Source organism: Streptomyces sp. NPDC042638 (genome assembly GCF_040647235.1).
Lineage (GTDB): Bacteria > Actinomycetota > Actinomycetes > Streptomycetales > Streptomycetaceae > Streptomyces > Streptomyces rameus.
Genome location: NZ_JBEZBT010000004.1, coordinates 262,246 through 285,664, shown reverse-complemented (window position 1 = coordinate 285,664; position 23,419 = coordinate 262,246). Strand labels below are relative to the sequence as shown.

The window sequence follows — 23,419 nt, the reverse complement described above, 5'->3', positions numbered from 1 at the left end:
AATTTTTGGGAAAACCCCCGCATCGGGCTGATGCGGGGGTTTTCTGCGTTCCGGGTTCTCCCACTTCCTCTAGGCTCGATGCCATGCGCTATGACCTCGTCATCTTCGACAACGACGGTGTCCTCGTGGACAGCGAGCCCATATCCAACCAGCTCCTGGCCGCCTATCTGACCGAGCTGGGGCACCCGACGTCGTACGAGGACTCCATCCGCGACTACATGGGTTCGGCGATGCACCGGATCCACGACCTGATTCTCGAGCGGACGGGGCAGCGGCTGCCCGACGATTTCGACGAGGTCTTCCACGCGCGCGTGTTCGCCGCGTTCGAGCGGGAACTGCGGCCCGTGGCCGGGGTGACCGGCGTACTGGAGAAGCTGTCCGCGGACGGGGTGCCGTACTGTGTGGCCTCCTCCGGGAGCCACTCGCGGATCCGGGTGGGACACCGGGCGACGGGGCTCGACCGGTGGTTCGAGGAGGGGCGCGTCTTCAGCTCGGAGGACGTCGGCCGGGGGAAGCCGGCGCCGGACCTGTTCCTGCACGCGGCCGAGCGGATGGGAGTGGCGCCCGAGCGGTGCGTGGTCGTGGAGGACTCCCCGCTGGGTGTGCGCGCCGCCGTCGCGGCCGGGATGGACGTGTACGGGTTCACCGCGATGACCCCCGCGGCGCGGCTCGCCGGTGCCGGCCAACTCTTCTCGCACATGGACGAGTTGGCCGACCTGCTGAAATGACCCCGGTCGACGGTCCGGGCTGACAATTGTCATGCGGACCTCCGGACGATCGTTCCTACTGCCGGCCCCCGCCCATGGGGGAAGCTCAGGGCATGACGAAGAACACGGGGTCCCAGGGTCGCAAGCCGAGCGTGCTCGACAACTTCAAGCCGCTGCTCATCGATGTGGCGGTGCCGCTCGGCTCGTACTACCTCCTGAAGGAGGCCTTCGGGATGAGCACCTTCGCGGCGCTCGCCTGGAGCAGCGTGGTTCCGGCGGTCCGGACCGTGTGGAGCGTGGTCCGGGAGCGGAAGACCAACGCGCTGGCGGGGCTGATCCTCGTCGTGAACGTCGTCTCGCTGCTGCTGAGCTTCGTCTCCGGTGACCCGCGGCTGATGCTGGCGAAGGACAGCGGAGTCAGCAGCACGGTCGCCCTCGGCATCCTGGCGTCGGTCTGGCTCGGCAGGCCGATGATGACCGCCGGCATGAAGCCCTTCCTCGTCAAGGGCGACGCCGCCAGGGAAGCGGCCTGGCAGCGGCTGGCGTCCGGCGCGGCGGCCGACTCCGCGGCCTTCCGGCGCAAGGAGAACGTCTTCTCGATCGTCTGGGGTGCTGTGCTGCTCACCGAGTGCGTGGCGCGCTTCGTGGGCGCCTACACCATCCCGGTGGACACGATGGTGTGGCTGGGCAGCGTCTACCTGGTCGGTGCGATGGTGATCGGCTTCGTGGTCAGCGGCGGGCTGGCGGTCGAGCCGATGGAGCGGATGCTCAAGGCCGAGGTGGAGGCCGGCCGGTCCGGGCGGCCCGCGGTGACCGTCGCCGCCTGACCGGGGATCAGGACAGGCAGAGCTGAGGGAAATTCACCTTTGGCTGGATCTACCCACAGGTAGCCCGGGGCCCTACTCTCGCCGCCATGACTGATGTGCTGCGGCGCGGTAGGGCCTCGCTGGCGTTCGGCTTCTTCGCCCAGGGCGTCGCCTTCGCCCTGCTGGTGACGCGTATCCCGGCCATCCAGGAGCGGTACGGCATCTCCGACGGGCTGCTGCCGGTCTTCCTGGCCGCCGTGCCGATCCTCGCCGGCGTCGGCAGCGTGACCACCGAGCAGCTCGTGAAGCGGGTACCGCCCAGCCGGCTGCTGCGCTGGTCCCAGCCGCTGGTGCTGCTGGCGCTGCTGGGGGCCGGGGCGGGCGGCCCCGGGCAGGTGGCCGTGGTGGCGGTGGCGCTGGGGGTCTTCGGCCTCGCGGTGGGGGCGCTGGACGCGTCGATGAACATGCTCGGGGTCAGCCTGCAGCGGTCGTACGGACGCAGCATCATGCTCAGCTTCCACGCCGCCTACAGCCTGGGCGGGATCCTCGGGGCCTCGCTGGCCTGGGCCGGGGCGCACTGGCATCTCGCGCTGTGGGTGTCGTACCTGCCGGTGGTGGCCGTGCTGCTGCCGGGGACGCTGGTGGGGAGCCGGTGGTACGTCGACGCGGAGCCGGCGCCCGTGGCGGAGGGGCGGGCGCCGGGCGGGGGTCTGGTCTTCAAGCTGCTGCTGCCGCTGTGTCTGGTGATGACCTTCGCCTACATCGGCGATTCGACGGTCTCCAACTGGAGCGCGAAGTATCTGAAGGACGTGCTGGGCAGTTCGGAGCAGCTGGCGACCGTGCCGTACAACGTGTACATGGTGACCACGCTGGTGGGGCGGACCATCGGGGACGCCGGGGTGCGCAGGTTCGGGGCGGCGACGGTCGTACGGGCCGGGGCGCTGGTGGCGGCGGGCGGGTTCGCGGTGGTGGCCGTGGCGCCGGGGGCGTGGGCCGGGATGCTCGGGTTCACCTTGCTGGGGCTGGGGTTGTGTGTGCTGGTGCCGCAGACCTTCGCGGCGGCGGGACGGCTGTTCCCGGGGGCGTCGGACGCGGCGATCGCGCGGCTGAACATCTTCAACTACGTGGGTTTCCTGGTCGGCTCGCCGTTGGTGGGCGCCCTGGGGGACGCCTGGAGCTATCGGGGTGCCATGCTCGTGCCGATGGTGTTGGTGCTGGTGACACTGGGGTACGCCAGATCGTTCACGGCTCAACCCGACCGATACGGTGGCGGGCATGAGCGGCCGCGCACAGCTGATGTGGGACGAGGCAGTAACGGGCTATGACTTCGGTCCGAGCCATCCGATGGATCCGGTCCGGCTGGACCTGACCCGCCGGCTGGTCGGTGCCTTCGGGCTCGACCGGGAGCTGGCGGTCGTCGCGGCGAAACCGGCCGGTGAGTCGACGCTCCGGCTGGTCCACCGCGAGGACTACATCGACGCCGTGAAGGCCGCGTCCGCGGATCCGGCGGGGGCCCGGGGGGAGTACGGGCTCGGTACGGTCGACGATCCCGCCTTCGCCGGGATGCACGAGGTGTCCGCGCTGATCGCGGGGCAGTCGGTGGGGGCGGCCGAGGCCGTGTGGCGCGGGGACGCCGAGCACGCCGTGAACTTCGCGGGCGGTCTGCACCACGCGATGCCGGGCGGGGCGTCGGGGTTCTGCATCTACAACGACGCGGCGCTCGCGATCGCGCGGCTGCTGGAGCTGGGAGCCGAGCGGGTCGCCTACGTGGACGTCGACGTGCATCACGGGGACGGGGTGCAGGCGGCGTTCTGGGAGGACCCGCGGGTGCTGACGGTCTCGCTGCACGAGCACCCCCGCACGTTGTTCCCGCAGACCGGGTGGCCGCAGGAGACGGGCGCGGGCGCGGGCGAGGGCTGCGCGGTGAACGTGGCGCTGCCGGCCGGGACGGGGGACGCGGGCTGGGTACGGGCGTTCCACGCCGTGGTTCCGGAGCTGCTCGCCGATTTCCGGCCGCAGGTGCTTGTCTCCCAGCACGGCGCCGACACCCACTTCGAGGATCCGCTCGCACACCTGGCCGTCTCGCTGGACGCGCAGCGGGCGGTCCAGGTGGCGTGTCACGAGCTGGCGCACGAGTACGCGGACGGCAGGTGGATCGCGCTGGGCGGGGGCGGGTACGCGGTGGTGGACGTCGTACCGCGGTCGTGGACGCATCTGGTGGGCATCGCCGCGGGGAAGCCGGTGGCTCCGGAGTCGGTGATCCCCGAGGGGTGGCGGCGGGAAGTGTTCGCCCGGACCCGGCAGTTGGGGCCGCAGCGGATGACCGACGGGCGGTGGCCGGTGGAGTACGGCACGTGGGAGAGCGGGTACGACCCCGCCGACCGGGTCGATCAGGCCGTACTGGCGACTCGCCGGGCCGTGTTCCCGCTGCGCGGACTGCTGCCCTGATCGCTTCTCCCGCCGGGCCGTCCCACGGGGCCGGCCCGCCCGTCCGTGCCGGCCGGGCGCGTTGTGGGCGTCGTCCGGGGTGCCCGTTAGGCCGACCGTGCGGAATTCCCCGGATTCCGTCCCGCCACGCCCGCCGATGGGCCACCATCGCATCCGTGTCGACCCCCGCCCGTCTCCGCGCGCACCTGGTGGCCGTGGGGCTGGCCGGGGTGGTGGCGACCACGCGGGAGCAGAGCCTGCGCAGCTACCGGCTCTTCGCCGCCCGGGACCCGCGTGCGCTGATCGGGATCGATCCCGAAGGCGCCTGGGGGCTCGGGGACCTGCTCGGGCTGATGGCGCGCAGGTGCGGGGTCTCGGCCGACCCCCGCCGCACGTCCGGACCCGACGTGATCGATCCGGAGCGGACCCTCGCCGCGCTGGACGCCTTCGCCGGGCGGATCCGGGAGGCGGCCCGGCGGGGCGCGCCCGTGCTGTTCGGCACCGGGCACCCGCAGCGGCTGCTCGGCTTCTACGCCGGCTTGGCGGACGCGATGTCGGCGGCGGGATGTGAGGTTCTCACCCCGGCGCAGGGTCGCTGTGTCGACATATTGACCCAGTTCGGTCTACGTACCCATCGCCTGGACTACGTACGGGGGGTTGCCCTGGTGCGGGAACCGGCGAGCGAGCGCCCCGGTTGTGAGCCGGGTGCCCACAGCCACTCGCCGCTCCCGGTTCGGGTCGCGCTGGACGCCGCGGCGGAGGCCGGCGGGCCGCTGCCCGAACTGGTCGTCGGTGATCACGGATGGGTCTGCGGTGCTGGTCAGCTGGGGTTCGAGGCGATCGGTCTGGCCGACACCGACGACCCCGCGCTGTTCGTGGGGGAGGCCGAGGGGCGGGTGTCCGTCGTCGTTCCGGTTGATGACGCAGTGCGGTCTAGTTACTACCGGCCGCTCACCCGCTACGTACTCGATCGGGCGAGTCTGTCACAGTAGGCCGCCGACGGGTGCACCTCTTCCCCACTCGCATCACCCGCCCCTAGTCTGGGGAGTGAGCACGCAACGACGAAGAGTCACCGGAAGGGGAAGCCGGTGGCCGTCGAGTGCGGAAGGTTCGGGTGTGTCATGGCTGCAGCTGGCGAGAGGCCTCTGAACGAGGTTCAGTTCCTTACCGTGGCGGAGGTCGCCTCGGTGATGCGAGTGTCGAAGATGACCGTGTACCGCCTGGTGCACAGTGGTCATCTGCCCGCGATCCGGGTGGGGCGGTCCTTCCGCGTCCCGGAGCAAGCGGTACACGAGTACCTCCGCGACAGCTATGTGGGGGTGGAGACGGCCTGACGGCGACCCTCTGGTGACCAGGGGGTACGCCCTCGATTACGACCTCAGCGCTCGGTTGGGTAGGCTAGCCCCTCGTAGGTCGTGTGGGCCCATGGCGCCCAAACAACCGAGTGATGAGAAGTGAGCGAGGGTAGTCGTGGGCTCTGTTATCAAGAAGCGGCGCAAGCGGATGGCCAAGAAGAAGCACCGCAAGCTGCTCAAGCGCACGCGCGTTCAGCGCCGCAACAAGAAGTAAGCGGCGACGCGAGAGCGTGGCCCTGTGGCCCCCCACCATCAGTGGTGGGGGGCCACAGGCATGTTCCGGGGTGGGCGGCATGTGCCGATGGGGGAAATTCCGTCACCTCGTGCATCGGGGGTCGTCACAGCGCAACGACAACCGGCTAGGTTGGCCGCAGACGGGGAACGCGGGATACCGGTTGTGCGGGAAGGAAGGCGCTGATCTTGGGAAAGGTCGTGCTCGTCACCGGAGTCGCCCGGCAGCTGGGCGGCCGGTTCGTGCGGCGGATCCAGCGGGACCCGCAGGTCGACCGGGTGATCGCCGTGGACGCGGTGCCGCCGGCACACCATCTGGGCGGTGCCGACTTCATCCAGGCCGACATCCGGCAGCCGACGATCGCCCGGGTGCTCGCCGAGACGGGCGCCGACACGGTCGTGCACCTGGACGTGACGGGTACGGCGCTGGGCGGCGGGAACCGGGCCACGGTCAAGGAGACCAACGTCATCGGCACCATGCAACTGCTCGGCGCCTGCCAGAAGTCGCCGGCCGTGCAGCGGCTGGTGGTGAAGTCCAGTACGAACGTCTACGGTTCCGCGCCGCGTGATCCGGCCGTGTTCACCGAGACGACCCCGCCCAAGTCGCTGCCCAGCGGTGGTTTCGCGAAGGACGCGGTCGAGGTGGAGGGGTACGTGCGCGGGTTCGCGCGGCGGCGGCCGGACGTCGCCGTGTGCGTGCTGCGGTTCGCCAACATCCTCGGGCCGGCCGCGGAGACCCCGCTCGCCTCGTACTTCGCGCTGCCCGTCCTGCCGACGGTGTTCGGCTACGACCCGCGGCTGCAGTTCGTGCATGAGGACGACGTCATCGAGGTGCTGCGGATCGCCTCGCACGAGCCGCGCCGGGGGACCCTCAACAGCGGCACCTTCAACATCGCCGGGGACGGCGTGCTGCTGCTCTCGCAGTGCTCCCGGCGGCTCGGGCGGCCCACCGTGCCGCTGCTGCTGCCCGCGGTCACCTGGGCCGGTTCCCTGGTCCGCACGCTCGGCATGACGGACTTCTCACCGGAGCAGATCCGGCTGCTCACCCACGGGCGCGTGGTGGAGACCGCCCAGATGCGCGAGACGCTGGGCTTCACGCCCCGGTACACGACGGCCGAGGCCTTCGCGGACTTCGCGCACGGCCAGGGCCCCGGGCTGCTGCCGCCGGAGGCCCTCGCGGGGGCCGTCGACCGGATCGCCGCGCTGACCGCGAGGGCAGCCGGCCACCCCCAGACGCACAGCGCCAATTGAGGAGAGCGGCAACGATGGCGGACGCCAAGGTCATTCCGTTCGACGACGACCGGTCACGCGGGAGCGCCGCACAGCGCCAGGCGCGGCGCCGCGGCGGGGGGAGCCGGCGCGGTGTGCTCGGGGAGCCGGGCGAGAGGGGTGCGGTCCAGCCGCTGCCGGGCCGGGAGCGAAGGCGGGAGGACGGCTCTGTGAGCCGCGAGGAGGAGCCGTCGGCGCGGCAGCCGGAGCCCGGCGGGCAGGACGGCGGCCTGGAGCGGCGGGTGGCGGCCGGGCTGGCCTTCCTGCGGCGCCGGCTCACCGGGGAGTACGACGTCGACGACTTCGGTTACGACGAGGAGCTGACCGACCAGGTCCTGATGTCGCTGCTGCGGCCGGTGTACGAGAAGTACTTCCGGGTCGAGGTGAAGGGCATCGAGAACATCCCGGCCGAGGGCGGGGCGCTGATCGTCGCCAACCACTCCGGGACGCTGCCGCTGGACGGACTGATGATGCAGGTCGCGGTGCACGACCACCACCCGGCCGACCGCCACCTCCGGCTGCTGGCGGCCGACCTGGTCTTCGTGCTGCCGGTGGTCAACGAGCTGGCCCGCAAGCTGGGTCACACGCTGGCCTGCGCCGAGGACGCGGAGCGGCTGCTGGCCCAGGGCGAGCTGGTCGGGGTGATGCCGGAGGGCTTCAAGGGCATCGGGAAACCTTTCGGCGAGCGCTACAAGCTGCAGCGGTTCGGCCGCGGCGGCTTCGTCTCCACCGCCCTGCGGCAGGGGGTGCCGATCATCCCCTGCTCGATCGTCGGGGCCGAGGAGATCTACCCGATGATCGGCAACGCCAAGACCCTCGCGCGGGTGCTGGGTTTCCCGTACTTCCCGTTGACGCCGACTTTTCCGTGGCTGGGTCCGTTGGGGGCGATCCCGCTGCCGACCAAGTGGACGATCCAGTTCGGTGAGCCGATCGCGACGGACGGTTTTCCGCCGGAGGCGGCGGAGGACCCGATGCTGATGTTCAACCTGACCGACCAGGTCCGCGAGCAGATCCAGCACACGCTGTACAAGTTGCTGGTGCAGCGGCGGTCGGTGTTCTTCTGAGGTGTGCGGTCCTGCGACGAGGGGCGCCCCGCTCGGGAGGGGCGCCCCTCGGCACAGCCGTGCCTAGTCCGCGTCCTGGTTGTCGATGCCCAGGCCGGGGAGCAGGTCGGGCAGGAGCGGTGGGATGGTGACGTCCGGCTGGCCCGTCGGGGACTTGCCGGCGGACGGGGAGCTGCCGGTGGGCCCGGTCTTCGGGGGTTCGAGCAGACCACCCGTGTCGCCGCCGATGAGACCCTCGCCGCTGCTGCCGGTGGCCGAGCCGCTCGGGGTGCCGGTGCCGGTGTGCTGCCCCGCGGACGGGGTGTCGCCGGCGGAGCTGGGGGCCGTCGACCGGTGGCTGCCGGAGGAGCCGACGGACGGCGATCCGGAGCCGCCCTGGCGCCTGCCGCCGCCCGACGGGGCCGGCGGCTGCGGGAGCAGGGACTGCAGCGGGGCGACCTCTTCGTCTATGGCGTCGAAGACCGAGGACACCTGCTGTTTCACGTCACCCAGCTGCACGGGCAGCCTGTCGCTGAGCGCGCTCCACGCCTCGCGGTGGGACCGGGAGAAGGCGGACAGCGCCTGGATGGGGCCGAGGGAGTCCGGATCGGCCTCGTAGGCCGCGTGGAGCAGGCGGTGGCCCTCGGTGACGTCGTGCCGCATCCCGGACAGGGTGCGGCGGATCTCGCCGATGGACTCGTGGTCCAGATGGCCGCCCCGGCCGCGCTCCAGCAGCCGGCGGGCCTCGCTGAGCCGGGTGGACGCCTGGTCCAGATAGGTCTGGCCGCGCTGGTCGTCGCCATCGGTCAGGTAGTTGAGCTTGAAGTCCTCGATGCCCCGCTTCAGGCCGTACAGCGAGTCACCGGGAAGGGCGTCGGAGCTGGCGGCGGCTACCCCGCCGAAGGCTCCGGCGGCCACGCCGACGCTGAGCCCGCCGGCCGCGAGCCCCTTGGTCAGCCTGGTGCGCGGCCGGAGTTTGCCCAGCGGGCTCGCCCGGTGTGCGCCCCGGCTCCGGTGCGAACGCTGTTCCGGTACCGAAGCATCCGCCGCCCCCGTGCCCTCCCGGAGCATGGCCTCCATCGCGGCCACCAGCTGGGCCCGCTGAACGACCTTGACCTCCGGGTCGAGCTGCGGCTTGGGCAGCGCGCCGAGACCCGCGGACAGGGCCAGGAGCCGGCCCCGCTCGGTCTGCTCCTCGGCGGCCGGCGGCGTCTCCGCCGCTGCTGCGGACTGCTCGGCCGCCGGGTCCCGGTCGGACTGCTCCTCCAGGGCCTGGGCGAAGGCGTTCGCCCGCCGGTGCGCCGATACGTTCGCGATCACTGGCGGCACCTCCTCTCGTCATGACGGTCGACTCCCCAGGGGGTCCTGAGGGTTGCACGCCCACGACCACTTCCCACGATCGAGTGATCGGGGTCGGCCAGGACGTGACCACAGGGAGCCTGTATCCCGCACAACGACTGGCGCGGCACTTGGGTTACGGACAGCGGATGGTCGGATCGGAAAGACAACGGGCCTTCACGGAAAGTGAGTTGTGTGTCGCCCGGTGTCGCCCCACTCAGCGGGCGTCGTCCGGCAGCAGCCGGGCGAGGGTGCGTACGGCGCGGTACTGGAGGGTCTTGATGGCGCCCTCGTTCTTGCCCATGACCCGGGCGGTCTCGGCGACCGAGAGGCCCTGGAGGAAACGGAGTGTCACGCACTCCTGCTGCTGCGGGTTGAGCCGCCGTACGGCGTCCAGCAGGGCGGCGTTCGACAGGGACTCCAGGACGGAGTCCTCCGGGGAGCGCTCGACCTCGTTGGCGTCGAGCATCTCGCCGGTGGTGACCTCCAGCCGGAAACGGCTGGACTTGAAGTGGTCGGCGACCAGGTTCCGGGCGATGGTGACCAGCCAGGCCCCGAAGTCACGGCCCTGCCAGGTGAAGGTGCCGATCCTCCTGAGCGCCCGCAGAAAGGTCTCGCTGGTGAGGTCCTCGGCGGTGGCCCGGCCGCCGACGCGGTAGTAGATGTACCGGTAGACGGTGTCGCTGTACTGGTCGTAGAGCCGCCCGAAGGCCTCGGCCTCCCCCGCCTGGGCGCGTTCGACGAGGTCCATCATCCGGGCGCTGTCGCTGTCGGCGGCCGGCCGGCGGGCGGTGGCCGCGCCGGTGGCACGCCCTCGTCTGCCGACGGCGGCGCCGCCGTCGGCCAGTGCGTAGCACGGGCCTGCCGGCGCGGCGGCGGCGAAGGCAGGGACGGCGTACGCGGGGGGGACGAAGCCGCGCAGCGTCTCTTTGACCGTCGCGACCGTTGCGCGCAGCGTAGCCAGGCCCGAGGCGTCAACCCCGACGTGTGGGTACACGGGACTCCCAGAGGCAGAGCTTCCATCACGTGCAGTGCGGGACCTTTCACCCGTCGTGGCGACGGAGGGGTACCGGATTGCGTCTGAGGAGAATAACGCTTCGTACAGGCCCTGCTACACCGAGTTGCTCAAATCATCGATTGCGTCGCATCTGTAACCGTTTGATGGCTGGTCGCGTTTCGCAAAGTGATCGCTGGCTGACCGGAAAAGGGCGTCTTTCGGTGAAGTGCGGGGCATGTTGAACGCGGTGATGTACACGGGCGCGTTCAAGGTGCGCGCCGACCTGCGGCCGGACGGGGATGCCGGGATGCGCGGCACGCGATGTGTCGCTGCCGGCCCGGTTGGCGCTATCGGCGCGCTATCGGCGCCGTCGGCTCAGGGCGATGGCCGCAGCCGTGCCGCCGGCGACCGCGCCGACACCCGCCGCCGCGGGGATGCCGACCTTCGCCGCCTTGCGGCCCGTGCGGTAGTCCCGCAGGCGCCACTCCTTCTCCCGGGCGTGCCTGCGCAGCTTGGCGTCCGGGTTGATGGCGTAGGGGTGGCCCACCAGGGACAGCATCGGGATGTCGTTGTGGCTGTCGCTGTAGGCCGCGCAGCGGGAGAGGTCCAGCCCCTCGGCCGCGGCCAGGGCGCGCACCGCCTCCGCCTTGGCGGGGCCGTGCAGCGGCTCGCCGACCAGCTTGCCGGTGTAGACGCCGTCGACCGACTCGGCCACGGTGCCGAGGGCGCCGGTCAGGCCGAGGCGGCGGGCGATGACCTGGGCGATCTCGACGGGGGCCGCGGTTACTAGCCACACCTTCTGGCCCGCATCCAGGTGGGCCTGGGCGAGGGCGCGGGTGCCGGGCCAGATGCGGTCGGCCATGTACTCGTCGTAGATCTCCTCGCCGATCGACTCCAGCTCGGCGACCCGGTGGCCCTTGACGATCGACAGCGCCGAGTCGCGGGCGTCCTGCATGTGCTCCGGGTCCTCGACGCCGGCCAGCCGGAACCACGCCTGCTGCCAGGCGAACCGGGCGAGGTCGCGGGTCTCGAAGAACTTCCGCTTGTACAGCCCGCGGCCGAAGTGGAACAGCGCGGCGCCCTGCATCACCGTGTTGTCGAGGTCGAAGAAGGCGGCGGCCATGGCGTCGCCGATCACGGGGAACGCCGGTTCCTCCGGCGTGGCGCGCGGCGCCTCCTGCGAGGACTTGCGGGCGGCCTCCGCCGAGGCCTCGCCTGCCAACACGCTCCGCGCCGTGGCGGAGCGCCTACGGGGAGTGAGCCATCCGAGAGCGGCCATGACGCGAGCATAGCCAGTCTGTTCGGTGGTTCCGGAGTCGAGCGGGTGGCAGGGTGTGAACTCTGCGCGACAGGGCCGTGAAAGAAGCGATCCGGAATGGGCGCGGAGCGCGCGAGAATGGCCCGTATGAGTCCCCTTTTCCGACGCAGGGCCGAGCCGCGCGCGCGGCTGGTCACTCTGATCCGCAAGCCCGGCTGCCATCTGTGCGACGACGCGCAGCTGGTGATCGAGAAGGTGTGCGGGGACCTCGGTGTGCCGTGGGAGCCGAAGGACATCACCGAGGACCAGGACCTGTACGACCGCTACTGGGAGCAGATCCCGGTCGTCCTCGTCGACGGTGAACAGCACACCTTCTGGCGCGTGAACGAGGAGCGGCTGCGGCGTGCACTGACCGGGTAGTCCAAAGCGGCCGGAAAGTCGCTTAGGATCGACGGCGGTCTGGTCTCGGGGGCGGGATTCGTGAGGAGAGTGTGCGGTTTTGCCCCCAGTAATGAAGGAACGCCGGTGCGTGTGCGCCGGTTCCCGCCGGGGGCGCGAAACCGGCGTGACCCCGGTCACTTCTGCCGGGCAAATCGGACACCATCTTTGTGCACGCGTTCACAAAGACATAGCCTGCTGTCGACGGGGCGGTCTGGGGACGTATGACCGCCTGCAGCCCCGCTCTACCCGCAGGAGCACCGTGGCAACTGGCCGAACACACCGACCGGCGACCCGTAGCCGAGGGATTCCCGAGGCCACCGTCGCCCGGCTTCCGCTGTACCTCCGAGCCCTGACCGCACTGTCGGAGCGCTCGGTCCCCACGGTCTCCTCCGAGGAGCTGGCCGCGGCGGCGGGGGTCAACTCCGCCAAGCTGCGCAAGGACTTCTCGTACCTGGGCTCGTACGGAACCCGCGGTGTCGGCTACGACGTGGAGTATCTCGTCTACCAGATCTCCCGCGAACTCGGCCTGACCCAGGACTGGCCGGTTGTGATCGTCGGTATCGGTAACCTCGGCGCCGCCCTGGCCAACTACGGCGGCTTCGCCTCCCGCGGCTTCCGGGTCGCCGCGCTGATCGACGCCGACCCGGCGATGGCCGGCAAGCCGGTCGCGGGCATCCCGGTGCAGCACACCGACGAGCTCGAGAAGATCATCAAGGACAACGGCGTCTCCATCGGCGTCATCGCCACCCCGGCCGGCGCCGCCCAGCAGGTCTGCGACCGGCTCGTGGCCGCCGGGGTGACCTCCATCCTGAACTTCGCACCGACGGTGCTGTCCGTCCCGGACGGCGTCGACGTCCGCAAGGTCGACCTCTCCATCGAGCTGCAGATCCTCGCCTTCCACGAGCAGCGCAAGGCGGGCGAGGAGACCGCGGCGGGCGACGGCGCCCTGCCCGCCGCCACCGCCCGCGAGGCCTCCGCCGACCAGGGGCCCGACGGGGACGTCCCCGCCGTGATGCCGGCATGAGTCTCCTCGTCGTCGGACTGAGCCACCGCAGCGCCCCGGTCAGCGTGCTGGAGCGGGCCTCGCTGAGCGCGGACGCCCAGACCAAGCTGCTCCAGGACACCGTCGCCGCCGAGCCCGCCACCGAGGCCGCGGTCCTCGCCACCTGCAACCGCATCGAGCTGTACGCCGACGTGGACAAGTTCCACGCCGGTGTCGCCGAGCTGTCCACGCTGCTCGCCCAGCACAGCGGCGTCGGCCTGGACGAACTGACCCCCTACCTCTACGTGCACTACGAGGACCGGGCCGTCCACCACCTGTTCTCGGTGGCCTGCGGGCTGGACTCGATGGTCGTCGGCGAGGGGCAGATCCTCGGCCAGATCAAGGACTCCCTGGCGCTCGCCCAGGAGCTGCACAGCGCCGGCAGGCTGCTGAACGACCTGTTCCAGCAGGCCCTCAGGGTCGGCAAGCGTGCCCACTCCGAGACCGGCATCGACCGCGCCGGCCAGTCCCTGGTCACCTTCGGCCTGGAGCAGCTGGCCGCGGGCGGGGACGTGCTGGAATGGGCCGCGGGGCGGACGGCGCTGGTCATCGGTGCCGGGTCGATGTCGTCCCTGGCCGCCGCGACGCTCGCGCGCGCCGGGGTCACCGAGATCGTCGTCGCCAACCGCACCTTCGAGCGCGCCGAGCGGCTCGTGCACATCCTCACCGAGGGCGACGACACGGCCGTGACCGCCCGCGCGGTGGAGATGGACGCGGTGCGCGACGAACTGACACGTGCCGACGTCGTCGTCTCCTGTACCGGGGCGACGGGGCTGGTGCTCACGGCGGACATGGTCGCGCAGGCGGTCGAGGGCCGCACCGGCGCCCCCGCCGCCGAGATCGCCGACACCGCCCGTACGGCCGGCGCCACCCGTACGGCCGTACCGGCCAAGCCGCCGCTGCCGTCCGCCGGCGGCGACGAGAACTGCCCGCTGGACCTGGCCGCCGCACAGCCCGGCTTCTCCGTCATGGGCGAGGCCGCCGTGGCCGGCATGGACGCGGCCACCCTGGAGCAGCACGCCGCCTGGGCCGGCGGGGGCACCGCCCAGTTCGAGCGGAGCCGGGAACTCGGGGGAGGCACCGGGGACCGCCGGGGAAGCCGCAGCCCCGAGGCGGACGCCGACCTGATCAGCGCGCTCGCCGCGACCGCCGCGACGGTGGGCCGCATCCCCGAGCGGCGCAAGCCGGAGCCGGTGGCCGAACGCCCGGCACCCTTCTTCTTCCTCCTCGACCTCGCCATGCCCCGCGACATCGACGCGGCCGTGCACCGGCTGGCCGGGGTGCGCCTGGTCGACATCGAGTCGCTGGCGGAGGCGTCCGCCGACGCGCCGATGGCGGCCGACGTGGACCAGGTCCGGCGTATCGTCTCCGACGAGGTCGCGGCCTTCGGCGCGGCGCAGCGGGCGGCGCACATCACGCCCACCGTGATCGCGCTGCGCACCATGGCCGCCGACGTCGTCGCCGGCGAGATCGCACGGCTCGACGGCCGCCTGCCCGACCTGGACGAGCGCCAGCGCGGCGAGATCCGCCAGGCCGTGCACCGGGTCGTCGACAAGCTGCTGCACGCGCCGACCGTACGGGTCAAGCAGCTCGCGGCCGAGCCCGGCGGCGCCGGGTACGCGGACGCGCTGCGCACCCTGTTCGACCTCGACCCCGAGACGGTGGCCGCCGTCTCCCGGGCCGAGGACAGCACAGACGAGAAGGACCGACCGGCATGATGGAGAAGGCTTTGAGGCTGGGGACCAGGCGCAGCAAGCTCGCCATGGCCCAGTCCGGCCAGGTGGCGGAGGCCGTCCGCCGGGTGACCGGGCGGCCCGTCGAGCTGGTCGAGATCACCACCTACGGCGACACCTCCCGCGAGCACCTGGCGCAGATCGGCGGCACCGGCGTCTTCGTGACGGCGCTGCGCGACGCGCTGGTGCGGGGCGAGGTCGACTTCGCGGTTCATTCGCTCAAGGACCTGCCGACCGCGCAGCCCGAGGAGCTGGCCCTGGCCGCCGTACCGCCGCGCGAGGACCCGCGGGACGTGGTCGTCGCGCGCGACGCGCTGAAGTTCACCGACCTGCCGCGCGGGGCCCGGATCGGAACCGGCTCCCCCCGCCGCATGGCGCAGCTGAACGCGTACGCCCGTACCCACGGCCTGGACATCGAGACCGTCCCGATCCGCGGCAACGTCGACACGCGGATCGGATACGTCCGTGACGGCGAGCTGGACGCGGTCGTGCTGGCCGCCGCCGGACTCAACCGGATCGGCCGGATCGACGAGGTGACCGACTTCCTGTCGGTCGACACGGTTCTGCCCGCCCCCGGCCAGGGGGCCCTGGCGATCGAGTGTGCCGCGGACCACGCGGACCTCATCGCCGCGCTCGGCGAACTCGACGACCCGTTCACCCGGGTCGCCGTGACCGCCGAACGATCCCTGCTCGCCGCCCTGGAGGCCGGTTGCAGCGCACCTGTGGGTGCGCTGGCCGACCTTCCCCCCCTCTCGGCTCCGCTCGAGCGGGGGGACCCCCAGGCCGACGCGCAGATTGTCAAGGAAATGCGCCTGCGCGGCGTCGTCGGCACGACCGACGGCACCCGCATGGTGCAGCTGTCCACCACCGGTCCCGTGCCCCAGACGCACGACCGGGCGATGGCACTCGGGCGCGAACTCGCCACCGAGATGCTCGCCCAGGGCGCGGCCGGTCTGATGGGGGAGCGAGCACAGTGAGCCCCACCGCCCTTCCTGCCGCCGGTCCGGAACACGGGCACGTCACCTTCCTCGGTGCCGGACCCGGGGATCCGGGACTGCTGACTCTGCGCGCCGTGGAGGCGCTGTCGAGCGCGGACGTCCTGGTCGCCGAGCACGAGGTGCTCGACGTCATCCGGACGCACGCCCGACAGGGCGTCTCCGTGGTGCACACGGACGCGGACACCTCCGCGGTCTCGCCGCCGGGCACGGGCACGCCCCAGCTGACGGTGGTTGACGGCACGTCAACACCCGCCGCTGTCCCGGCTGCTGCTCGGGATGCCGCTCATCTTGTCATGGAGGCCGCGCGAGGCGGCAGGCGGGTCGTCCGTGCGGTGTCCGGGGACCCGGGACTCGACGCGTACGCCGCGGAGGAGATGCTCGCCTGCGCCGCCGCCGGGGTGTCCTTCGAGGTCGTCCCCGGTGTCGCCGCGGCGGTCGGCGTGCCCGCGTACGCCGGTGTGCCGCTGCGCGACGCCCAGGGCGCGGACGTCCGGTTCGTGGACGCCCGCACCGCCTCCGACCGCTGCTGGACGGAGGTGGGCGCCTCGGACGGCACGGTGGTCGTGTCGACGACCCTGGACTCCGTGGCCGCCGCGGCGGCCGAGCTGGTCTCGGCGGGCCGCAAGCCGGACACCCCGCTGACGGTGACCGTCGCCGGTACGACGACCCGGCAGCGCACCTGGGCGGCGACGCTCGGCACGATCGCGCAGACGCTGAAGCAGGCGAAGGTGCTGCCGTCGCCGGACGGCGGCCGGCCGGTGATAGCCGTGGTCGGCGAGCGTTCCGCCGCCGCCCGGCGCGACCAGCTGTCGTGGTTCGAGTCCAAGCCGCTGTTCGGCTGGAAGGTGCTCGTGCCGCGCACGAAGGAGCAGGCGGCGTCGCTCTCCGACCAGCTGCGCTCCTACGGCGCCGTGCCGCACGAGGTCCCGACGATCGCCGTCGAACCGCCGCGCACGCCCCAGCAGATGGAGCGTGCCGTCAAGGGCCTGGTGACCGGCCGGTACGAGTGGATCGCCTTCACCTCGGTCAACGCGGTGAAGGCCGTCCGGGAGAAGTTCGAGGAGTACGGCCTCGACGCCCGTGCCTTCGCGGGCATCAAGGTGGCCGCGGTGGGCGAGCAGACCGCCAAGGCGCTGGTCGCCTTCGGCGTGAAGCCGGACCTGGTGCCGAGCGGTGAGCAGTCGGCGGCGGGCCTGCTGGAGGACTGGCCTCCGTACGACCCGGTCTTCGACCCGATCGACCGTGTCTTCCTGCCGCGTGCCGACATCGCCACGGAGACCCTGGTCGCCGGGCTCATCGAACTGGGCTGGGAGGTGGACGACGTGACCGCCTACCGGACGGTCCGCGCGTCGCCGCCGCCGGCGGACACCCGGGAGGCGATCAAGGGCGGCGGCTTCGACGCGGTCCTCTTCACCTCGTCGTCCACGGTCCGCAACCTCGTCGGCATCGCGGGCAAGCCCCACAACGTCACCGTGATCGCGTGCATCGGCCCGGCCACGGCGAAGACGGCCGAGGAACACGGGCTCCGTGTCGACGTGATGGCTCCCGAGCCGTCGGTGCACAAGCTGGCGGAGGCGCTGGCCGACTTCGGCATGAAGCGGCGCGCTGCCGCGCTGGAGGCGGGGGACCCGGTGACGCGGCCCAGCGAGCGCCGGCCCGGGGCGCGCAGGCGCCGGTCGACGACCTAGCCTTGCCCCCCGGGCGGCACCCGCCCACCGGCAGAAGCCGTACGCCCCGCCGTCCCGTGTCTGGGACGGCGGGGCGTACGGCGTCCGGGGGCTCCACTGTGCTCGTGACGGCGGGCGTCGCCGTGCCGGTCTCCGACGGAGCGGGGTGCCGGGGTGGCCCTCGTCGGGCGGCGGCGTCCTCCTCGGCAGGGCGCTGCGGCACCGCCCCGTCGGCGACGCGCCCCGGCCGGCCGCCGACGTCCCGTCGGCAAAGGCGTACTCGGTGCGGGCGTAGCGTAGACGGCATGACGAAGTACGGATCCTTTCCCGGTACGCGTCCCCGGCGGCTGCGGACCTCGCCCGTCATGCGCCGCATGGTCGCCGAGACACGCCTGCACCCCGCCGACTTCATCCTTCCGGCGTTCGTCCGGGAGGGCGTGAGCGAGCCCGTGCCGATCGCCGCCATGCCCGGTGTCGTCCAGCACACCCGGGACAGTCTGAAGAAGGCCGCGGTGGAGGCGGTGGAGGCCGGGATCTCCGGGATCATGCTGTTCGGCGTGCCGGAGGAGTCCGGGAAGGACGCCCAGGGCACGGCCGGGACCGACCCGGACGGGATCCTCCAGGTCGCCCTCCGGGACGTCCGGGCCGAGGTCGGCGACGACCTGCTCGTCATGTCCGACCTGTGCCTGGACGAGTTCACCGACCACGGGCACTGCGGTGTGCTGGACGCCGAGGGCCGCGTCGACAACGACGCCACCCTGGAGCGGTACGCCGAGATGGCCCAGGTGCAGGCCGACGCCGGCGCCCATGTCGTCGGCCCCAGCGGGATGATGGACGGCCAGATCGGCGTCATCCGCGACGCGCTGGACCAGATCGGCCGGGAGGACGTCGCCATCCTCGCCTACACCGCCAAGTACTCCTCCGCCTTCTACGGCCCCTTCCGCGAGGCCGTCGGCTCCTCGCTCCAGGGCGACCGCAAGACCTACCAGCAGGACCCGGCCAACTGGCGCGAGTCCCTGCGGGAGCTGGAGCTGGACCTGGCCGAGGGCGCCGACATGGTGATGGTCAAGCCGGCCGGCCCCTACCTCGACATCCTGGCGCGGGTCGCGGACGCCGTGGACGTGCCCGTCGCCGCCTACCAGATCTCCGGCGAGTACGCGATGGTCGAGGCCGCCGCCGAGAAGGGCTGGATCGACCGGGACCGGGCCATCCTCGAGACGCTGACCGGCATCAAGCGGGCCGGGGCGCGGAACATCCTCACCTACTGGGCCACCGAGGTCGCCCAGCGACTGCGCTAGGGCCTGGCCGGCGAGAGGCTCACCAGCTGCTGATGGCGCCCGGGTCCTGCTGCCAGTACGTCACCTTCAGCGAGCTGTCGTAGTAGAGGCCCTTGGCGGGCAGGGGCGGGGTCGCGGACGGGCCGCCGCTGCTGTTCGGGGTGTAGCCCTGGAAGGCCACGGTCAGCTTGTGGCCGGTCGTCCCCCCGGTGCCGCTGCCGTCGGCGGCCGACAGCAGCACACCCGCGTACCCCGACGCGCCGGGCGCCAGGGACACCACGGCCTGCGGCTGGGTGTCCCGGTCCGCCTGCGGCACCCACTGCATCCCGTCGAAGCGCAGGACCGGGTAGTACGGCAGTTCGCAGGTCCTGCCCCCGGTGTTCTTCACCGTGAGCAGCAGGTGGTTGAGGGGCCGGTTGAGCGGCTGAGCGGTGACGGTGGTGTTCGCGCCGTTGCACAGCACCACCGACCCGCCGGCGGAGCCGCCCTTGGTGCTGTGGCCTGCGGAGGTGTCCGGCTGGGCGCCGGGGGCGTGGGTACGGGCCACGGGCGCGCCGTCCGCCGTGCTGCCTGCCGTACCACCACCCGTGCCGTGGCTGCCGCTGCCGCCGGAGCCGCCGGTGCCGCTGTTGCTGCCGCTGCCCCCGGTGCTCGCGCTGCCCGCCGTCTTCGTCGCGTCCGTCCGCGCCGCCGTCGGCCCGGAGGCGCCCTCGTCCTCGGTGCCCGTCCCGCCGCCGCACGCCGTGAGTGCGAGGGCGGCGACGGCGGTGCCGGTGGCGGCGAGCAGACGGATGTGGCGCATACGCATGGCAAGTCCTCTTTCGGGCTGAGCCGGTTGTCGTGCTTGGATGACCAACAGTCTGTGGGCGGCTCCGTCCCGGCGGCCGGCAACTGCGGGCGATCCGGGACGCTGGAATGCCTACAGCGGCTTTGACCTGCGGAAACATCCCCTCCCTGGAACGCCGGGGTGGGACGAGGGGGACGGAGGAACAGTGTCGCGAGGTGTGTCCGAGGGCGGCTTCGCCGAGCTGTTGCGGGAGCTGAAGGACCGCTCCGGGCACAGCTACGGCACGCTCGCCAAACGGCTCCACATGAGTACGTCGACGCTGCACCGCTACTGCAACGGGGACGCCGTACCGGCGGACTACGCGCCCGTGGAGCGGCTGGCCCGGCTCTGCAAGGCCACGCCCGGGGAACTGGTGGACCTGCACCGGCGGTGGGTGCTGGCCGACGCGGGGCGGGGACGGAAGGCTCCGGAGCCGGGGCAGGCTGCCCGGGGGCGGGCGGCTGACGGGCGGGAGCCGGGGGCTGACGGGCGGGAGCGGGGACCGGAGTCAGGGGCTGAGCCGGTGGCCGGGCCCAGGCCGACGTCCCGGTCGGAGTCGGCGTCCGGGCCGGAGTCGGCGCCCAGGTCGGAGTCGGAACCGGTCAGCGATGCGGAACCGGTCAGCGATGCGGAACCGGTCAGCGATGCGGAACCGGTCACCGAGGCGGAGCAAGTCGCCGCCGCGGAACCGGTCACCGAAGGGCCGCCGGGGCCGGCCGAGGCGAGCGGTTCGCGGCGCAGGCGCCGGAGCCGGACCGTTCTGCTCACCGCCGCCCTGACCGTCACCGCGCTGCTCGGCGGCGTGGCGGTCGCCCTGAACCTGCCCTACGAGGACGGGAAGCAGGACGGCAAGGGCGTCACGGCGGCCGGGGCCACAGCGGAGACCGCCGCCCGGGACATCGCGTCACCGAAGCCGTCGGCCGGGAGTCCGACGCCGGGCCGGTCCGCCGCCCGCTCGTCCTCACCCTCCCCACAGAGCTCCGCCACCGGCGGCGCCGGGCCCGCGGCCACGCCGCCGCGTGCCTCCGCGTCCGCGCGGACGTCCACCGCTCCGCCCCTCACGGTCGTCACCCACCCCTACGCCTGGGAGAGCCCCTGCTCCCAGCACTACCTGATCGACCGGCCGCCGGCCCGTGTCTCCCCGCCGCCGCTGGAACAGGACGCGCCCGCCTGGGTGGACGTGCATCAGGCGGTGTCGGCGGGGGAGCAGTACGTCACCTTCACCGTGCAGGGCACCGGCGAGGAGACCGTGGTCCTGGAGGGGCTGTCCGTGCGCATGGCGGGCAAGCGGTCCCCGCTCGCCTGGAGCGACTACGCCATGGGCTACCCGGGTGTCGGCTGCGGCGGCGGTGTGCCCACCCGGTCCTTCACGGTCGCCCTGGACGCGATGCGCCCCGCGCCCGTTCCCGAGGCCGGGAGCCGGAGCTTCCCGTTCAAGGTGAGCCAGTCCGACCCCGAGGTCTTCCACGTCACGGCGGACGCGTCCGCGTACGACGTCAGCTGGTACCTGGAACTCGCCTGGTCCAGTGGAGACCGGCACGGCACGCTGGTGATCGACGACGCCGGCCGCCCGTTCCGCACCAGCGGGAACAACGGCCGGCCGGCATACGCCTTCCCGCTCGGCGGCGAGAAGTGGCGACCGGCGTCGGACGCCGGCTGAAGACTCCGCCCGCCGGGCGGGGTCAGTCCCACCAGAAGGACCAACTGGTGGCGCCGACCAGCTCCTTGGCGTACGCCCGCACGCTCCCCGGGCCGCTCCGGACGACGGTGTCCGGACACATCGCGTAGTGCTCGGCGGCCAGCACCTCGGCGTCGTCGAGGCTGTCCGGCGGCGCCGCGACGGAGACGACCAGCGTGTCCGGGCCGAGCGCCACCACCCGGACGCCGAACCGGTCCTCCCACGACCGCAGCACCGCGCAGATCCGGGCCACGTCCTCTTCGTAGTCGAGCGGGCCCGTCCAGCCGATCGCCGCCGGTATGTCGGAGGAGCGGCGGGCCGGGACGAGGGCCAGGTGCGGTTCCTCTATCCACTCGGCCCACGTGCCCGGATCACGGTTCACCGCGTCGGCGACCTGCGCGGCCCGGGTCGCCGGATCGGCGGCCAGGACCCCGGCGGGCGCGAGTCCCGGCCACTCGACCCCGAACGGCTCGGTCTCGTCGCCGACGTGCCCGTCCGTCTCCGCCCTCCAGTACTCCGCGAGGACCTCCTCCACATCGTGGTCCCCGGGGTACGACGCCTCGCCGGGCAGCAGCTCCCAGTCCTCGATGCCGGCCCGGCAGCCGGCCAGGTCCACCAGCACCGGCAGCAGCCCGGTACGGGCCGCCGGCGCGCCCAGGGCCTTCCAGGTACCGGGTGAGGAGGGCTTCTCCGCGTGCCACAGCAGGGGTTCGTGCCAGGGCCCGTCGTCCGTCTCGTCCACCAGTCTGCCGGGCGGCAGTTGGAGTCCTAGGGAGCGCCCACTGGGGTCGGTGGCCAGCCTGGGCAGCGGATTGGGAAGAGTCGCCATACCGGTGACTGTAGGGGCAGCCACTGACAACGGCCCCCGTCCGGTGCCCCGTTGGCGCCGGTCAGGTCAGGGTCGTGATGCAGAACGGGTGGCCCGCCGGGTCGAGCAGCACCCGCCAGCGGTCCGGCTGCGGCTGCGACCCGGCCTTGGCCGCGCCCAGTTTCAGCAGGTGCTCCTCGGCCCAGTCCAGGTCGTCGACGCCCACCTCGATGTGGGCCTGCTTCTCCTGGGCGGGGTCCGGCCAGGTGGGGCGGCGGTAGTCGGCCAGGCGGTTGAAGGCCAGGCCCGCCGCGCCGTCCTTGCCGCCCAGCAGGACGAAGTCGTCGGACGAGTAGGCGACGGGCAGGCCGAACATCTCGCCGTAGAAACGGGACAGTTCGGCGGGGTCGGCGCAGTCGAAGGTGACGGCGACGTAGCGGAACGCGGGTGCGGAAGTGGTCTCCGAGGTCATGGGGGCGACAGTAGGAGATGACCAGGACAGTTGCTGTCCTGGATACGCGGGCCGTGTGGAAAACTTCGGCTCGTGCTCAGCGCGTCCGCCCGTCTGCTGCGTCTGCTCTCCCTGCTCGCCGCCCGGCCCTCCTGGACCTGCGCCGAGCTGGCCGGCCGCATGGCCGTCACCGACCGCACGGTGCGCCGGGACGTCGCCAGGCTGCGCGAGCTGGGCTACACCGTCGACTCCGACGCCGGGCCCTACGGCGGGTACCGGCTGCGGGCGGGCTCGCGCGTGCCGCCGCTGATGCTGGACGACGAGGAGGCGCTGGCGGTGGCGGTCGGGCTGCGGGAGGCGGCGCTGAGCGGGGCCCTCGGCGGGGACCAGGCCGCGCTGTCGGCGTTGCTGAAACTGCGCCAGGTGCTGCCGCCCCGGGTCGCCGAGCGGCTGGGGGAGTGGGACGACGCCTTGGTACGGCTGCCCTGGCCCGAGGAGCCACGGCTGCGGCCCGGCGTGCTGCTGGAGCTCGCCGCGGCCTGCCGACGGGGCGAACGGGCCCGGCTGTCGTACCGCGACGGGCAGGGCCGCGGTACGGTCCGGGACGTCGATCCGTACCGGCTCGTCCACACCGGCCGGCGCTGGTACTTCGTCGCCCGGGACGTGGCCCGGGGCTGGCGGACGTTCCGCGCCGACCGCGTGGAACGGCTGGTGCCCACCGGCCGGCCGGTGGAGATCACCGACCCGCCCGACCCGGCACAGCTGGTCTCCCGCAACACGGCGAACGGCCCCTACCCGCTGTCCGCGACCATCCGCCTCCCCGTCCCCCTGGACCAGGCGCTGCGGCTCGTCCCGGCGACGGTCGGCACCCACAGTGCCGACGGCCCCGACGCCACCCTGGTCGACATCGGCGGCCCGGACGCGGACGGCCTGGCCCGGTATCTGCTGGGCCTCGCGACCCCCCTGCGGGTCCTCGGCCCGGACCCGGTCCGGCAGGCCCTCGTCCGTCTGACCCGGGAACTGCTCGCCGCCCACACGGACGACGGCCCGCCCCCGGAGTGAGGGCG

The 23,419-nt window shown here is 72.5% G+C and carries 23 protein-coding genes; 17 read left to right on the top strand and 6 right to left on the bottom strand.

Annotated elements, in window-relative coordinates; translation table 11 throughout:
• The first annotated feature begins 83 nt into the window (after positions 1–83).
• The 9 genes from AB0B40_RS05950 (at position 84) to AB0B40_RS05910 (ending at position 7,859) form a co-directional block, all read left to right on the top strand.
• Positions 84–728: an HAD family hydrolase gene (locus AB0B40_RS05950; protein WP_362263132.1), complete on the top strand. Its 645-nt coding sequence runs from the start codon at positions 84–86 to the stop codon at positions 726–728.
• A gap of 92 nt (positions 729–820) precedes the next feature.
• Positions 821–1,534 (top strand): VC0807 family protein, encoded by a 714-nt coding sequence (locus AB0B40_RS05945; protein WP_345057275.1) that lies wholly within the window; start codon positions 821–823, stop codon positions 1,532–1,534.
• 86 nt (positions 1,535–1,620) lie between these two features.
• The gene (locus AB0B40_RS05940) at positions 1,621–2,838 is read left to right on the top strand and encodes an MFS transporter (protein WP_362263129.1); all 1,218 of its coding nucleotides are present in this window, start codon (positions 1,621–1,623) and stop codon (positions 2,836–2,838) included.
• The gene (locus AB0B40_RS05935) at positions 2,789–3,961 is read left to right on the top strand and encodes an acetoin utilization protein AcuC (protein ID WP_362263126.1); all 1,173 of its coding nucleotides are present in this window, start codon (positions 2,789–2,791) and stop codon (positions 3,959–3,961) included. Before AB0B40_RS05940 ends, AB0B40_RS05935 begins: the two co-directional genes overlap by 50 nt.
• Before the next feature lie 155 nt (positions 3,962–4,116).
• A complete protein-coding gene (locus AB0B40_RS05930) occupies positions 4,117–4,932 on the top strand; it encodes a phosphatase (RefSeq protein WP_345057281.1) in 816 nt (271 codons plus the stop codon).
• Positions 4,933–5,061: 129 nt separating this feature from the next.
• Positions 5,062–5,274 carry a helix-turn-helix domain-containing protein gene (locus AB0B40_RS05925; RefSeq protein ID WP_121791081.1) on the top strand — a complete coding sequence of 71 codons (213 nt, stop codon included), beginning with the start codon at positions 5,062–5,064 and terminating at the stop codon, positions 5,272–5,274.
• A gap of 136 nt (positions 5,275–5,410) precedes the next feature.
• On the top strand, positions 5,411–5,509 hold the full coding sequence (locus tag AB0B40_RS05920) for an AURKAIP1/COX24 domain-containing protein (protein WP_003948845.1): 99 nt from the start codon (positions 5,411–5,413) through the stop codon (positions 5,507–5,509).
• Between the two features lie 206 nt (positions 5,510–5,715).
• Positions 5,716–6,777: an NAD-dependent epimerase/dehydratase family protein gene (locus AB0B40_RS05915; protein WP_345057285.1), complete on the top strand. Its 1,062-nt coding sequence runs from the start codon at positions 5,716–5,718 to the stop codon at positions 6,775–6,777.
• A 14-nt stretch (positions 6,778–6,791) separates the two neighbouring features.
• A complete protein-coding gene (locus AB0B40_RS05910) occupies positions 6,792–7,859 on the top strand; it encodes a lysophospholipid acyltransferase family protein (RefSeq protein WP_345057287.1) in 1,068 nt (355 codons plus the stop codon).
• A 63-nt stretch (positions 7,860–7,922) separates the two neighbouring features.
• Here the strand turns inward: AB0B40_RS05910 and AB0B40_RS05905 are convergent, their stop codons facing one another.
• The 3 genes from AB0B40_RS05905 to AB0B40_RS05895 all read right to left on the bottom strand — a co-directional run bounded on the left by AB0B40_RS05905 (position 7,923) and on the right by AB0B40_RS05895 (position 11,452).
• Positions 7,923–9,158 (bottom strand): DUF5667 domain-containing protein, encoded by a 1,236-nt coding sequence (locus AB0B40_RS05905; protein ID WP_345057289.1) that lies wholly within the window; start codon positions 9,156–9,158, stop codon positions 7,923–7,925.
• A 235-nt stretch (positions 9,159–9,393) separates the two neighbouring features.
• Entirely contained in the window at positions 9,394–10,173 is a 780-nt protein-coding gene (locus AB0B40_RS05900) for an ECF subfamily RNA polymerase sigma factor, BldN family (protein WP_345057291.1), read from the bottom strand.
• Positions 10,174–10,531: 358 nt separating this feature from the next.
• Positions 10,532–11,452, bottom strand: a complete 921-nt coding sequence (locus AB0B40_RS05895; RefSeq protein WP_345057293.1) for an HAD-IB family hydrolase — start codon at positions 11,450–11,452, stop codon at positions 10,532–10,534.
• Positions 11,453–11,569: 117 nt separating this feature from the next.
• On the opposite strand from AB0B40_RS05895, the gene AB0B40_RS05890 reads away from it, so the two are divergent.
• The 6 genes from AB0B40_RS05890 to hemB all read left to right on the top strand — a co-directional run bounded on the left by AB0B40_RS05890 (position 11,570) and on the right by hemB (position 18,610).
• Positions 11,570–11,851, top strand: coding sequence for a glutaredoxin family protein (locus AB0B40_RS05890; protein WP_345057295.1), 282 nt, complete (start codon positions 11,570–11,572; stop codon positions 11,849–11,851).
• A 280-nt stretch (positions 11,852–12,131) separates the two neighbouring features.
• The gene (locus tag AB0B40_RS05885; RefSeq protein ID WP_345057297.1) at positions 12,132–12,896 is read left to right on the top strand and encodes a redox-sensing transcriptional repressor Rex; all 765 of its coding nucleotides are present in this window, start codon (positions 12,132–12,134) and stop codon (positions 12,894–12,896) included.
• Positions 12,893–14,632: a glutamyl-tRNA reductase gene (locus tag AB0B40_RS05880; RefSeq protein WP_345057299.1), complete on the top strand. Its 1,740-nt coding sequence runs from the start codon at positions 12,893–12,895 to the stop codon at positions 14,630–14,632. The genes AB0B40_RS05885 and AB0B40_RS05880 overlap by 4 nt, the downstream gene beginning before the upstream one ends.
• Positions 14,629–15,624, top strand: a complete 996-nt coding sequence (gene hemC, locus AB0B40_RS05875; protein ID WP_345057301.1) for a hydroxymethylbilane synthase — start codon at positions 14,629–14,631, stop codon at positions 15,622–15,624. The genes AB0B40_RS05880 and hemC overlap by 4 nt, the downstream gene beginning before the upstream one ends.
• A complete protein-coding gene (locus AB0B40_RS05870) occupies positions 15,621–17,333 on the top strand; it encodes a uroporphyrinogen-III synthase (RefSeq protein WP_345057303.1) in 1,713 nt (570 codons plus the stop codon). Before hemC ends, AB0B40_RS05870 begins: the two co-directional genes overlap by 4 nt.
• A gap of 284 nt (positions 17,334–17,617) precedes the next feature.
• Positions 17,618–18,610, top strand: coding sequence for a porphobilinogen synthase (gene hemB / locus AB0B40_RS05865; RefSeq protein WP_345057305.1), 993 nt, complete (start codon positions 17,618–17,620; stop codon positions 18,608–18,610).
• Between the two features lie 19 nt (positions 18,611–18,629).
• Here the strand turns inward: hemB and AB0B40_RS05860 are convergent, their stop codons facing one another.
• Positions 18,630–19,391, bottom strand: coding sequence for a DUF4232 domain-containing protein (locus AB0B40_RS05860; protein WP_345057562.1), 762 nt, complete (start codon positions 19,389–19,391; stop codon positions 18,630–18,632).
• Between the two features lie 202 nt (positions 19,392–19,593).
• Between AB0B40_RS05860 and AB0B40_RS05855 the strand changes: the two genes are divergently transcribed.
• A complete protein-coding gene (locus AB0B40_RS05855; RefSeq protein ID WP_362263145.1) occupies positions 19,594–21,075 on the top strand; it encodes a helix-turn-helix domain-containing protein in 1,482 nt (493 codons plus the stop codon).
• Positions 21,076–21,097: 22 nt separating this feature from the next.
• On the opposite strand, the gene AB0B40_RS05850 is transcribed toward AB0B40_RS05855, so the two are convergent.
• Together AB0B40_RS05850 and AB0B40_RS05845 are read right to left on the bottom strand one after the other, a co-directional pair.
• Complete coding sequence (locus AB0B40_RS05850) at positions 21,098–21,922, bottom strand: DUF4253 domain-containing protein (protein ID WP_345057309.1); 825 nt, start codon at positions 21,920–21,922, stop codon at positions 21,098–21,100.
• Positions 21,923–21,983: 61 nt separating this feature from the next.
• Entirely contained in the window at positions 21,984–22,373 is a 390-nt protein-coding gene (locus AB0B40_RS05845; protein ID WP_362263116.1) for a VOC family protein, read from the bottom strand.
• Between the two features lie 72 nt (positions 22,374–22,445).
• Here AB0B40_RS05845 and AB0B40_RS05840 point away from each other — a divergent pair, with 72 nt between their 5' ends.
• A complete protein-coding gene (locus AB0B40_RS05840; RefSeq protein WP_362263113.1) occupies positions 22,446–23,414 on the top strand; it encodes a YafY family protein in 969 nt (322 codons plus the stop codon).
• Positions 23,415–23,419: the final 5 nt, after the last annotated feature.